Source organism: Xanthomonas sp. NCPPB 1826 (assembly GCF_056725285.1).
Genome location: NZ_CM161521.1, coordinates 4,056,283 through 4,068,905, shown reverse-complemented (window position 1 = coordinate 4,068,905; position 12,623 = coordinate 4,056,283). Strand labels below are relative to the sequence as shown.

General features: G+C 65.2%; 8 protein-coding genes and 1 other RNA gene. 2 read left to right on the top strand and 7 right to left on the bottom strand.

The window, feature by feature from the left end; all coding sequences use genetic code 11:
• Nucleotides 1-157 precede the first annotated feature (157 nt).
• Entirely contained in the window at nucleotides 158-838 is a 681-nt protein-coding gene (locus AC1PLA_RS17040; RefSeq protein ID WP_104560022.1) for a type 1 glutamine amidotransferase domain-containing protein, read from the top strand.
• Nucleotides 839-905: 67 nt separating this feature from the next.
• Here the strand turns inward: AC1PLA_RS17040 and AC1PLA_RS17035 are convergent.
• The 3 genes from AC1PLA_RS17035 to AC1PLA_RS17025 form a co-directional block, all read right to left on the bottom strand.
• Nucleotides 906-982, bottom strand: a non-coding RNA gene (locus tag AC1PLA_RS17035) — sX9 sRNA.
• 334 nt (nucleotides 983-1,316) lie between these two features.
• On the bottom strand, nucleotides 1,317-3,236 hold the full coding sequence (locus AC1PLA_RS17030) for an alpha-amylase family protein (RefSeq protein WP_481105001.1): 1,920 nt from the start codon (nucleotides 3,234-3,236) through the stop codon (nucleotides 1,317-1,319).
• 34 nt (nucleotides 3,237-3,270) lie between these two features.
• Nucleotides 3,271-5,727, bottom strand: a complete 2,457-nt coding sequence (locus tag AC1PLA_RS17025; protein ID WP_047129293.1) for a TonB-dependent siderophore receptor — start codon at nucleotides 5,725-5,727, stop codon at nucleotides 3,271-3,273.
• A 268-nt stretch (nucleotides 5,728-5,995) separates the two neighbouring features.
• On the opposite strand from AC1PLA_RS17025, the gene AC1PLA_RS17020 reads away from it, so the two are divergent.
• On the top strand, nucleotides 5,996-7,315 hold the full coding sequence (locus AC1PLA_RS17020; protein WP_039525534.1) for an MFS transporter: 1,320 nt from the start codon (nucleotides 5,996-5,998) through the stop codon (nucleotides 7,313-7,315).
• 136 nt (nucleotides 7,316-7,451) lie between these two features.
• On the opposite strand, the gene AC1PLA_RS17015 is transcribed toward AC1PLA_RS17020, so the two are convergent.
• From AC1PLA_RS17015 to AC1PLA_RS17000, 4 genes are all read right to left on the bottom strand, one after another.
• Entirely contained in the window at nucleotides 7,452-8,483 is a 1,032-nt protein-coding gene (locus tag AC1PLA_RS17015; RefSeq protein WP_024938961.1) for a LacI family DNA-binding transcriptional regulator, read from the bottom strand.
• 422 nt (nucleotides 8,484-8,905) lie between these two features.
• Complete coding sequence (gene phbB, locus AC1PLA_RS17010; RefSeq protein WP_016904744.1) at nucleotides 8,906-9,646, bottom strand: acetoacetyl-CoA reductase; 741 nt, start codon at nucleotides 9,644-9,646, stop codon at nucleotides 8,906-8,908.
• A gap of 169 nt (nucleotides 9,647-9,815) precedes the next feature.
• Nucleotides 9,816-11,144, bottom strand: coding sequence for a CitMHS family transporter (locus AC1PLA_RS17005; protein ID WP_039519049.1), 1,329 nt, complete (start codon nucleotides 11,142-11,144; stop codon nucleotides 9,816-9,818).
• Between the two features lie 102 nt (nucleotides 11,145-11,246).
• Nucleotides 11,247-12,440: an OprO/OprP family phosphate-selective porin gene (locus AC1PLA_RS17000; protein ID WP_481105000.1), complete on the bottom strand. Its 1,194-nt coding sequence runs from the start codon at nucleotides 12,438-12,440 to the stop codon at nucleotides 11,247-11,249.
• Between the last annotated feature and the right edge of the window lie 183 nt (nucleotides 12,441-12,623).

Below are 12,623 nucleotides of genomic sequence, written 5' to 3'. Positions count from 1 at the left end.
ACCGCGCAGCGCCTGACACGTGCCTGGCAGTGCATTGCTTCCACTGCAAGGCGCTGAACGGTAAGCATCGTGCCGACGCGTTCTACACGATGCTGCAACGGACTGCACCGGACACTGTTCGCCTTGCCCGAGATGGGCCATGACACGAGGCGATACGATGAAAATCCTGATGGTGCTCACTTCCCACGACCAACTCGGCGATACCGGCAAGAAGACCGGCTTCTGGCTGGAGGAATTTGCCGCGCCGTATTACGTGTTCAAGGACGCCGGCGCAGACATCACCCTGGTTTCGCCCAAGGGTGGTCAGCCGCCGCTGGACCCCAAGAGCGACGAGCCCGATGCACAGACCGAGGCCACCAAGCGCTTCAAGCAGGACACCGACGCGCAGAAAGCATTGGCCAGCACGCAGCGCCTGGCGGACGTCAAGGCCGATGACTTCGATGCGGTGTTCTACCCGGGTGGCCATGGCCCGTTGTGGGATCTGGCCGAAGACGCGGATTCGATTGCGCTGATTGAAGCATTCGCCGCGGCCAACAAGCCGCACGGCCTGGTGTGCCACGCACCGGGCGCGCTGCGCCGGGTCAAGGGCAGCGATGGCAAGCCGTTGGTCAACGGCCGCCGCGTCACCGGCTTCACTAATAGCGAAGAAGAGGGCGTGGGCCTGACCAAGATCGTGCCATTCCTGGTCGAAGATGTGCTGACCGAACTTGGCGGCCGCTACGAGAAGGGCGCCGACTGGGGCGTGCATGTGGTCACCGACGGCTTGCTGGTCACCGGCCAGAACCCGGCTTCGTCGGAGAAGGCTGCCGAGGCGTTGCTTGAGTTGTCGAAGCGCTGATTCTGCGGTTGTCGTCTGGTGATGTTTGGACGGCCACCGGAAGACATCGCGACGTTTGATTTGGAGTGGCTAGCAGCACGGAGCGAGTAGCCGTCAGGTGAGGTGCGGACGTCGCGTAGGCACTGGAGTGTCCGCGTGGTGCATACCGGTGCCGAGCGGCGGCCGCACCTGTCTGACGGTAAGTGCAGTAGCTTTTTAGCGTCCTTCGTCGTGTGCTTTAAAAGCGCCGCATCGTCCAACAACCGGAAGCAATCCGGTGCTCGCAACCAAACGAACCGGCCATGCTGACTGGTCCTTGTCCGCCCACCGTCGCGGGACCTTACGCGGCATGGATGCCGCGTAAGAGCCTACAAGGACGTACTTGCGGCGTGTCCCGCGACGGTGGGCGGACAAGGGCCCTGCTGCCAGGCCACAGATCGTCCGCCCTAGCCGCAGATCGTCCGCACTGCAAGCGCGCGATAGACCTGCACAATCGCGTTCAAGCAATACGCTCCAGCCAGCGCACCGCATAAGCCGGCAGTACCAGCCGCATGTCATCGCTCAGCGATTCGACAGCCGCCTCGCCGCCATCTGCCACCACCTTCCATCGGCCATCTCCGAGCGCGGCAAGCTCTACCGTCAACGGTTGTTTGCCGAAGTTGTGCACGGCCAGGAAGCGATCGCCGCGCGTCAATGCAAACAGGCGCGCATCGCCCAGCGCAAGGCTGCCCAGCGCCTGATCGGCAGCTAGTGCAGGCAGCGCGGCACGTTGCCGGATCAATCCACGTAGCCGGCGATACACCGTGCCGCTCAGGCTACCCGCATCTTCGCGCTGTGCTGCAAGCTGCCAATCCATTGCCGGGCGATGCAACCAGCGACCTTCATGCCGACGCTGCGGATCGTCGCGGTAGCTGCCGTCGTTGGGCAGGGCGAGTTCGTCGCCCATGTAGATCAACGGCACGCCCGGCATCGCCAGCGCGATGGCATAGAGCAACACCAGCCGATCCACCGCCATGCGCAACGCCGCCGTATCGCCCGATGCCTGTGCGGCCTGGATCCCGGCCAGTGCCGCGGCCATGCCATTGGTGCCGTGCACGCCGTCGCCACTGCTCTGGAAGCTCTCGCCACGCGCGTAGCTGCCCGGCACCTCGTTGGCATAGAAGCGCGCGACATCGCGCAGTGCGAATGGCGGCTGCGCGGCGTTGCCGGCGGCTTCGTGTTGCAGCACGTTCCAGCCGATATCGTCGTGGCAGCGCACATAGCTCAGCCAGGCGCAGTTGGCCGGCAAGGGCGGGCTATGCGCGATGACGTTGTGCAGGATGTCGCCGCGTTGCAGCGCCAGCGCCGACCAACCGGCCGCCATCAGCGTGCTGTGATAGGCCAGGTGGCATTCGTGGCCCTGGTCTGTACCGCTGCCGAAGTAAGGCGGCAATTGCGTCATCGGCACGATGGCTTCGGCCTTCATCACCACCGACGGCGCAACGATGTCGGTGACCGCGCGTAGCGCCACCAGCAGGGTATGCGCCTCGGGTTGATTCATGCAGTCGGTGCCGGTGCGCTTCCACAGATACGCGGTGGAATCCAGGCGGAAGGCTTCCACACCCAGGTTGGCCAGCTGCAGCATCGCCAGCGCCATCTCGCCGAACACCGCCGGGTTGCTCCAGTTCAGATCCCACTGATAGGGATAGAACGTGGTCCACATCCACTGGCCGGTGGCGTCCACCCAGGTGAAGTTGCCGGGTGCGGTGTGCGGGAAGACCTGCCCCAGCGTGGCTTCGTACTGGTCGGGCTGCGTGCGATCGGCGAAGTGATGGTAGTAATCGAGGTAGCGCGCATCGCCGGCCCGCGCCGCCTGCGCCCAGGCGTGATCGTCGGCGGTATGGTTGAGCACGAAATCCGCGCACAGGCTGATGCCGGCCTCGCGCAGGCGTGTGGTCAGCGCGACGAGATCGTCGTTGCTGCCCAGGCTTGGCTCCACCTGGCCATAATCGCTGACCGCAAAGCCACCATCGTTATCGCCGGCGCGTGCACGCAGGAACGGCAGCAGGTGCAGATAGCGCACACCCAGTTCCTGCAAATACGGCACGCGTTCGGCCACGCCTTGCAGCGTGCCGGCGAAGCGGTCCACGTAGGCGCTGTAGCCCAGCATGTGCTGCTCGCCGAACCAGCCGGGCTGACGCGTTGTGTCGAGCTGTTGCAGTGGCTGTGGCCGCTGTTGCGCGCTACTGCCAAGCGCGCTCAACCACTGCGTCAGCCACGACGCATAGTCCGGGCGTTGTCCATACAGCGCTTGTAGCGCGTCGAGTAAACGCGGCGCATGCCGGTCGAAGCGCGGCAACAGCGCGCTCGCACGCTGCGCATCCAGGGGCGCGGCAAAGGCCGCGCGCAATGCAGAGAAATCGGTGGGGGAGGTGCTCATTGGCAAGCGCCGGGACGAACCCGGCGAGGGGTCCTTAGAAGTCGTAACGCAGGCTGATGCTGGTGGTGCGGCCGGCAATCGAGCGCGCGCGGATGATGCCATTGGCCGGGATGCTGGCTTCCTCGGCCTCGGTGAGGCCGAAGGTGTTGAACAGGTTGTTGACGTTGAGCGCGACGGTGAGTGCGTCGGTCACGCGGTAGTCGCCGAACAGGTTCACCTGCGTATAGCCCGGCATCTTCAGCTGGTTGGAGTCCTGGGTATAGGCATCGGTTGTGCCGATCAGGTTGATGCCGAACTGGTAGCCGTCGCCGCGATAGCTGGGTGTCAACTGCCACACCACATCGGCCTGGCGACGCGGCACGTTGCCGGTGTTTTCCGGAGTGATCTGGTCCTTGGAAATCTCCGCATCGGTCCAGGTCAGGCCGCCGTTGACGGTGAAGCCTTCGTAGCGATAGCTGGCTTCCAGTTCCACGCCGTGCGCCTCGTAGCTGCGGTTGAAGAAACGCTGGCTGGTGACTTCGAAGTTCTGTTCCTCGGTGCGCGCCGAGAACGCAGTGGCGAACAGGCTCAGGCCGTCGCGGCGCCACTTCAGGCCGGCTTCGGCCTGGCGGACCACGTTGACGCCTTCATCGGAGGAGACCGAGCCGTCGTCGCGGACCACGCCGAACAGCAGGCGGTCGGCATTGGCGCGTGCGCCGCGGCTGATGCGCGCGAACGCGCCCAGGTCGTCGTTGATCAGGTAGTTGCTGCCCAGCGAATACGACAGGTAGTTCCAGTCGTAATCCACCGGCCGTGCGTTGGCGGTATCGACCGTGGCCACGCGCTGTTCCACCGGCTGGATCACGCCATCGCCGTTGACGTCCAGGTTCTGCGCGATCGCGGTGCCGGCATAGCTGCCGCGTGCATCGCCCATGTCGTAACGCAGGCTGCCGTCGATGCTGAACTTGCCGCTGTCGAAGGTCAGTGCGACGTACGGCGCGTTGACGTCGTAGCGCACGTCGTAGCTGCGGGTGATGCAGCAATCGCCCCAGAACGGGGTGCCGTACGCATACAAACCGTTTTGCGAGCGCGACACGCCGCCGGCATCGACCACGTTGAGCAGGCGCGAATCGCGGCCCAGGCTCTGCACGTAGGAGTTCCAGGTCCAGTCCATGTCGATGGTCTGGCGCGAGCTGTAATAGCCCATGCGCAGGTTGAGCGTGCGGCCGTCGCCGCCGAACTCGCGTGAGACGCTGAGGTCGTTGGTGACGTTGCCCAGGTCGTTGATCGCCACGTTGAACAGATGCGTGCGGATCGCGTTGCCGGTGTAGGCCTGGCCGGCGTCCGGGCCGCTGGCCTGCACCAGTTGCGCGCCGGCGCCGCCGATGGACGCAGCCAGCGTGGCGGCATCGGTGACCTCGGCCGGGAACGGGCTGACGAAGCGGCCGCTGTTGTCGGCGATGCGGAACTTCTCGCTCAGGTTCCAGCCGCTGCCCAGGTCGAACCAGGCCTCGGCGCCGATGGTGCGCGAGATTGGGTGCATGCCGTCGCCCAGGTCGGTGCGGCGCGGCTGGTTGTTGCCATCCAGGCCGACATCGGTGCGGAAATTGCGGCTGTACAAGGTGTCGTTGCCCGGATCGAAGCCGGCAAAGCCGCCCAGGTCCGGCGAGCCGTCGCGGCCACGCACGGAGGTCGGCACCGGCAGATAACCGGCGGCGCGATCGTTGAGGTATTTGCCGTAGACACGCACGTAGCCGTTCTCGAACAGCCGGGTCAGGTTGGCCTTGAGCTGGCCGCCTTTGTCGGTGGTGTAACCGGCATCGCGCACGCCATCGCCCTGGCGGAAGAAGCCGCCGATGTTGAACTGCCAGTTTTCCGCGAACGGCGCGCCGTAGTCGAAGTCCACGCGGGTGTTGTCGTAATCCAGGCCGCGGCTCACGCCGACACTGCCGCCTGCGGTGTCGCCGGTCTTGCTGATGAAGTTGATGATGCCGCCGGGCGCGTTGCTGGTGAACGTCGATGCGGAGCCGCCGCGGATGGCTTCGATGCGGTCCAGGGTGAAATCCGAGCGCAGGAAGATGTCCGAGTTGCCGAAGGCGATATCGCCGAATTCCATCACCGGCAGGCCGTCTTCCTGTAGCTGCAGGAACTTGGCGCCGCCGGAGGCGACCGGCAGGCCTCGCACGGCGATGTTGGCATTGCCTTCGCCACCGCTGGATTCGGAGCGGATGCCGGGGATGTTGCGGAAAATCTCGGCGGTGCTGCGCGGCGCCGATTGTTCGATCGCCTCGGCGCCCACGGTGCTGACCGACACGCTGGACTTCAGCTTGGTGGTGGCGGTGGAGGTGCCGGTGACGAACACCGAATCCAGATTGACCGCGGCGCTGTCGGCGGCCGGCGGGGTGACGGGTGCGGCCGTGGTCGCGTCCTGCGCCAGCGCGGCAGGCGCGCACAGGCAGGAGGCGACCGCGCAGGCCAGGGCATGCAGGCGCAGGGTGTGCAAGGTGGACATCGCGGTTCTCTCTCTCACGGATGGTGGTGTGCCGACGCCTGCATCGTCCCCTCCCAGGGAGTGGCCGGGTGGCCTGCAGTGCGAGCGCAGTAATACGCCCCAATACAATCGATTGCAATCTTGCGCTGCAGCATCATTTCTAGGCTTGCGAGCTTATGTTTCGGTACGCGAAAAACGTGTTGCGGCGCAGCGTTACAATCGATTGCAAAGACGGCAGGGTACAGTGCGCTGCGGCCACTGGGAGCCGCACCGATGCCCAGGGTTATGCATGTCGTCGACCGCCACTCCGTTCTCCTTCGCGCGCATCCTGGCGCTCAACGCCGGCTTCTTCGGCGTGCAATACAGCTTCGGCCTGCAGCAGAGCAACATGAGCCCGATCTACAACTATCTGGGCGCCGATCACGCGAGCCTGCCGTACCTGTGGCTGGCCGGGCCGATCACCGGGTTGGTACTGCAGCCGTTCGTCGGCGCGTGGAGCGACCGCTCGGTGACCCGCTGGGGCCGGCGCATGCCGTACATGGTGCTGGGCGCGCTGGTGTGCAGCCTGTGCCTGCTGGCGATGCCGTTCAGCACTGCGCTGTGGATGGCGGTGTGCCTGCTGTGGATCCTGGATGCGGCCAACAACGTGGCGATGGAGCCATACCGCGCACTGGTCAGCGATGTGCTGGCGCCACCGCAGCGGCCGCTGGGCTATCTCACCCAAAGCGCGTTCACCGGGCTTGCGCAGACGCTGGCCTATCTCACCCCGCCGTTGCTGGTGTGGATGGGCATGAACCAGGATGCCGCCAATGCGCACCACATTCCCTATGTCACCATCGCCGCCTTCGTGATCGGCGCGGGGTTTTCCGCGGCCTCGATCCTGCTCACCGCGCGCAGCGTGCGCGAGCCGGTGCTTGCGCCGGCAGAGATCGCGCGGATGCGCCAGACCGGTGCCGGCCTGGGCGCGACAGTGCGCGAAATCTACGGCGCCCTGCGCGCGATGCCGCCGACCATGCGCCAGCTCGCGCCGGTGATGCTGTTCCAGTGGTACGCGATCTTCTGCTACTGGCAGTACATCGTGCTGTCGCTATCGACCAGCTTGTTCGGCACCACCGAAGCCGACTCGCATGGCTTCCGCCAGGCCGGCCTGGTCAATGGGCAGATCGGCGGGTTCTACAATTTCGTCGCGTTTCTGGCCGCGTTTGCGATGGTGCCGGTGGTGCGCCGCATCGGCCCCAAGTACACGCATGCGGCCTGCCTGGTCGCGGCCGGTGTGGGCATGTGGGTATTGCCGGGTATCCAGGACCGCTGGCTGATGCTGCTGCCGATGATCGGCATCGGGCTCGCCTGGGCCAGCATGATGGGCAACCCGTACCTGATGCTGGCCGACAGCATTCCGCCCGAGCGCACCGGTGTGTACATGGGCCTGTTCAACCTGTTCATCGTGCTGCCGATGCTGATCCAGATCGTCACCTTGCCGCTGTACTACGAGTGGTTGTTGCACGGCGACCCGCGCAACGTGATCCGCCTGGCCGGCGCACTGATGCTGGCCGCCGCGGTGGCGATGCTATGCGTACGCGTCCGCAAGCCCAAGGCAGCAGTGGTGTAGCCGCGACGGTTACGTCTGTGTCGCTGCATACTGAAGCAGCCGACCGCGATCACGCCGGCGGCAACGCGCAGTTGCGCGCCGCACACCAGCACGCCCGCTCTTACGATTCCCGATTCCCCAATCCCCATTCCCGGCCTCAAGCCGACTCACGCACCACCAACTTCACCGGCATCTCCACTGACTCCACCGCTTCGCCGCCGATCAACGCCAGCAGCCGGTCCACCAGCAGGCGCGCGGCCAGGCCCAGGTCCTGCCGCACCGTGGTCAACGGCGGTTGGCTGTAGGCGGCCAGCGGAATATCGTCGAAGCCCACCAGCGAGATGTCCTGCGGCACGCGATGCCCGGCTTCGACCAGGGCGCGGATCGCGCCGACCGCAATCACGTCGGAGGCGGCGAACAGCCCATCCGGCGGATCGGTCTTCTTGAGCATGGCGCGGGTGAGGCGGTAGGCGTCTTCGCTGAGGAAGTGGCTACGCGCATGCAGGCGCGTATCGAACTCCAGCCCGTGCCGTTGCAGTGCATGGCGATAGCCGGCAAAGCGCGGTGCGACCTCGGGCAACTGGTCGTCGCCGAGAAAGGCGATACGGCGACGGCCGCTGGCGATCAGATGTTCGGTGGCCAGCGCGCCGCCCTGGAAATTGTCGCTGCCCACGCTGATGTACGACTGCCCGTCGATGCGGCTGCCCCAGACCGCCATCGGAAGGCCATCGCGCGCGGCTTCGTCCAGCGCGGCATGTTCGGAACTTTGCCCCAGCACGATCACGCCATCGGAGCGGCTGCCGCGTGCGAGTTGTTCCACCCATCCGTCCTGATGCCGGTCGAGCTTGGACAGCAGCATGCTGTAGCCGCGCCCGGTCAGTTCCTCGGCCAGCAGCGCCAGCATCGTCATCATGAAGGGGTCCGACAGCGGCTGGTCCAGCGCATGCATCATCGGCACTGCCACGCTCACCGTGTTGGAGCGTTTGGCGCGCAGGCTGCGCGCAATCGGATCCACCTGGTAGCCGGCATCGGCGGCAATCTGCTTGATGTACGCACGCGTCCGCTCGGCCACCACTGGGCTGCCGGCCAGGGCACGCGACACGGTGGATTCGGACACGCCTGCCATGCGGGCGATGTCGGCCATCTGCGGGCGGGCACCCGGCGTGGCGCGTTCTGAAGGTTTGGCCATGTCAGCGCAGTGCGGAAAAACCCGAGTGTAATCAGTTCGCGCTGGAGGCGGGTTGATCGACGCAGTGGCGGCCGCTTGTGCGCGCCGGTCAAACGCAGTCACGCACCTGCATGCAAGCGGCAGGCGCGCGTGGCGTGCATGACAGCGGCCACGACTAGCGCGGGGCTTTGGAGCGGTGAGGCTTCAGAGCAGTAAAGCTTGAGAGCAGTCAGGCTTGAGAGCAGTGAAACTTCAGAGCAGTCAAGCATTAGAGCAGTGAGGCATCAGAGCAGTGAAGCTTCACCGCGACTACCCAGGACCGCGCTCAGCGACATGCTGGCGCGCTCGGTGTTCGGAGCCGGCATGTATCGTTTGCGCAGTAAGACACCGGCATGCCGGCGGCACCGATATGACGCCCGCGTGCCACCTGCTGTCAGCGGCTCTCAACCCATGTACAGACCGCCGTTGACCGCATAGTCGGCGCCGGTCACGTAGGCGGCCTCATCGGAGGCGAGCCAGGCGCACAGCCCGGCGACTTCGGCCGGTTTGCCGAGCCGGCGGATCGGCACCGAGGTGGCCAGGCGGTCGAGCACGTCGGGTGGGAAACTGCTGATCGAGGCGCTGGCGATATAGCCCGGCGAGATGGTGTTGACGGTGACCCCGCGCGAGGCCACTTCCTGCGCCAGGGCGCGGCTGAAGCCATGCATCGCCGCCTTGGCGGTGGCGAAATTGATCTGCCCGATCTGGCCCTTGTGCGCACTGACCGAGCCGATGTTGACGATGCGTCCCCAGCCGCGCGCGGTCATGCCATCGACCACCTGCTTGGTGATGTTGAACAGGGAATGCAGGTTGCTGGCGATCACCACGTTCCAGTCGTCGCGGCTCATCTGCCGGAACAAGGTGTCGCGGCTACCGCCCGCGTTGTTGACCAGCACATCGATTTCGCCGACCTCGGCCTTGACCTTGGCAAAGGCAGCCACAGTGGAATCCCAATCGGCGGCATTGCCTTCGGAGGCGACGAACTCGAAGCCCTGCTCGCGCTGTTCGCGCAGCCAGGAGGTTTTGCGCGGCGAATTGGGCCCGCAACCGGCGACCACGGTATGCCCGCTGCGCGCCAGCTTCTGGCAGATCGCGGTACCCACACTGCCCATGCCACTGGTGACGTATGCGATGCGAAGTGTCATTGCTTGAACTCCTTCGGAGTTTGGGAATGGGGAATCGGGAGTGGGGAATCGGTAGAGCAGGAGCCGCTTTTGCGGCTTCTGTTCGCCATGTGGAACTCAGGAATCGACATGACAGCACAGCGCCGCCCTTACGATTCCCCACTCCCGATTCCCCATTCCCGGCGCGCGGCTAGCGCGCCAACGGAAACAGGCCAAACAACAACCCGCCCGCCAACATCAACAGGGAAATCAGCACTGCCCACTTCAGCGTGAAGCGCTGATGGTCGGCGAAGTCGACCTTGGCCAGGCCGACCAGCAGATAGGTCGATGGAACCAACGGGCTGAGCAGATGCACCGGTTGCCCGGCCAGCGAGGCGCGTGCCATTTCCACCGGGGTGATGCCGTAGTGGCCGGCGGCCTCGGACAGGATCGGCAGCACGCCGAAGTAGAACGCGTCGTTGGACATGAAGAACGTAAACGGCATGCTGACGATCGCGGTGATCACCGCCAGATACGGGCCCCAGCTGTCCGGGATCACCGCCAGGAAGCTGCGCGACATCGCTTCGACCATGCCGGTGTTGGACAGGATGCCGGTGAAGATGCCGGCGGCGAAGATCAGTGACACCACCGACAGCACATTGCCGGCGTGATTGACCAGGCGGCGGCGCTGCTCGGCCAGGTTGGGGTAGTTGATCATCAGTGCCAGCGCAAAGCCGATCATGAACAGCACCGGCATCGGCAGCACGCCGACCACCAGCGCGGCCATCAGCGCCAGGGTCAGGAGCAGGTTCACCCACAGCAGCTTGGGCCGCTTCATGTCCTCGGTGTCTTCCACGCGCGGCAGTGCATCGCTTTCCTCAGGGATGCTGGTGTCCAGCCAGTTGCCGTCGGCGGGCAGGCGTACCACGCCCAGGCGGCGCCGTTCGCGCATGCCCAGATACCAGGCCAGCGTGAGGATGCCGGCGATCGCCATCGCCATCGCCGGCACCAGCGGCACGAATACATCGGCCGGATCCACGTGCAGGGCGGTGGCGGCGCGCGCCGTGGGGCCGCCCCACGGGGTCAGGTTCATCACGCCGCTAGCCAGGATGGTCACGCAGGTGAGGTTGAGCGCGTTCATGCCCAGGCGCTGGTACAGCGGCAGCATCGCCGACACGGTGATCATGTAGGTGGTGGAGCCATCGCCGTCGAGCGAGATCAGCATTGCCAGGATCGCCGTGCCCATCACGATCTTCAGCGGATCGCCCTTGACCAGGCGCAGGATGCGGCCGACCAGCGGATCGAATAGGCCGGCATCGATCATCACCCCGAAGTAGAGGATGGCGAACATCAGCATTACGCCGGTGGGCGCGATCTTCTTGATGCCGTCGAGCATCATCTCGTTGATGCCGGTGCCGAAGCCGCCCAGCAGCGCGAACACGATCGGCACCGTGATCAGAGCCACCAGCGGCGACAGCCGCTTGCTCATGATCAGGTACATGAAGGTGATCACCATTCCGAAACCGAGCGCGGTCAGCATGCGGGCAAATCCTTTGAGGCGTACAGCAGGGGGAGAGTGGAGCGCGCGGCGGCGGGTGCATTGCAGCAGCGGTAATGCATCATGCGAAAGTCAGGCAAACGGTCAGAAGTCGTACTGGAAGCGGCCGGTCACCGCCAGCGTGTGATCGACCACCGCATCGACCATGCGGTCGCGGTTGCGGCTGTCGATCACATTGAGCATCACGCGCAGGTTCGGCTTGAAATACCAGTTGCCGCCCAGCGTCCACGACTGTGTGCTGGCATTGATGAAGTCGGGTTGGCCATCCAGATGCTGATCGCCGCGCATGTAGTCGTAGCGCAAGGCCAGCTCGAACGCGCCGGAGGGGCGATTGGGCGTCTTGATCCGGCTGAAACGCCCGGTCTTGCGGTCGTAGCCGCGCGACTCGCCGGTGACGAACCAGCTGACTAGGCCGTAGCTGGCCAACACCTTGGCATGCTGGGAGCCGTCGTCGAGCAGGCCGCCGCTGAATTCGCTCTGCCACGACCATGGGCCCAGCACTTCGGCGTATTCCAGCGACCATTTGTCGAAATCGGTATCGCGGCCATCGGCAAAGCGCGCCAGGGTGATGCGGCTGTTGTTGGCTAGATCGTTTTCCGGGCGTGGCCGGATCAACAGGGACGCCGCGCCACCGCTGCCCGGATGCGAATAGCGTTCGTGCGCCAGCGACACGCCCAGGTGGCGCAGCCGTGCCTCGCCCATCTCCGGTGCGAAGGTTAGCCGCGTGCCGAGCGCGCCGCCCTTGGTCGAGGAATTGTCGATGCTTTCCAGGCTGTAGGCCGCAGTGGACCAGGTCGCATCGGGGCGATTGGCCTGCCAGGAGATCGCCTTGCGATAGATTGGCGCCAGCGTGGTGGAGGCATAGCCGCGTTCCAGGAACGGGCCGTAGTTGGAGCCGGTGCGATCGTCCAGCGAGAAGTACTGTTTGAACTGGCCCACGGTCAGCGTACCGGCGGAAAACTTCTTGGCGATGTACACATCGCGCGCCAGGATGCCGCGGCTGCCGGACTCGTATTGCAGGCCGGCAAATTCCGCCTCGGCCTTGTAGGTGAAGCCGTAGAACTTGCCGGCCACATCCAGCCACACGCGGCGGAACTGGGTGTCGTTGCGCTCGGGCGTGCCGCGTTCGTCGTTGTCGAACACGGTGAAGTCCCAGTGCACGCGCCCACCCACCCCGGCGGTGACCGGGCCGTCGCCGTCGGCCGCATGCGCCGCCGGTGCCAGGCACAGCGCGGCGCAGGTGGTGAAGACGCGCAGACGCAAGGTGTCGTTGCTCACAGACCCTCCCAGGTACATGTGTGAATCACGTTCAGCGATGCACCGCACAAGCACGCTGCGGCGCGTTGGCAGCAGCCTAGTCCGGTGAAGCTGTCATGGACCTGTCAGGGCGGGGGAATCGGGAATGGAGAATGGGGAATCGCAAAAGCCCAAGAGCTTTTGTCCGCGAGGGCTGTTACCTTC

Excerpts from the sequence above, each read along its gene's own strand:
- AC1PLA_RS17040 (WP_104560022.1), top strand. The coding sequence starts at position 158 with ATGAAAATCCTGATGGTGCTCACTTCCCACGACCAACTCGGCGATACC.
- AC1PLA_RS17030 (WP_481105001.1), bottom strand. The coding sequence starts at position 3,236 with ATGAGCACCTCCCCCACCGATTTCTCTGCATTGCGCGCGGCCTTTGCC.
- AC1PLA_RS17025 (WP_047129293.1), bottom strand. The coding sequence starts at position 5,727 with ATGTCCACCTTGCACACCCTGCGCCTGCATGCCCTGGCCTGCGCGGTC.
- AC1PLA_RS17020 (WP_039525534.1), top strand. The coding sequence starts at position 5,996 with ATGTCGTCGACCGCCACTCCGTTCTCCTTCGCGCGCATCCTGGCGCTC.
- AC1PLA_RS17015 (WP_024938961.1), bottom strand. The coding sequence starts at position 8,483 with ATGGCCAAACCTTCAGAACGCGCCACGCCGGGTGCCCGCCCGCAGATG.
- phbB (WP_016904744.1), bottom strand. The coding sequence starts at position 9,646 with ATGACACTTCGCATCGCATACGTCACCAGTGGCATGGGCAGTGTGGGT.
- AC1PLA_RS17005 (WP_039519049.1), bottom strand. The coding sequence starts at position 11,144 with ATGCTGACCGCGCTCGGTTTCGGAATGGTGATCACCTTCATGTACCTG.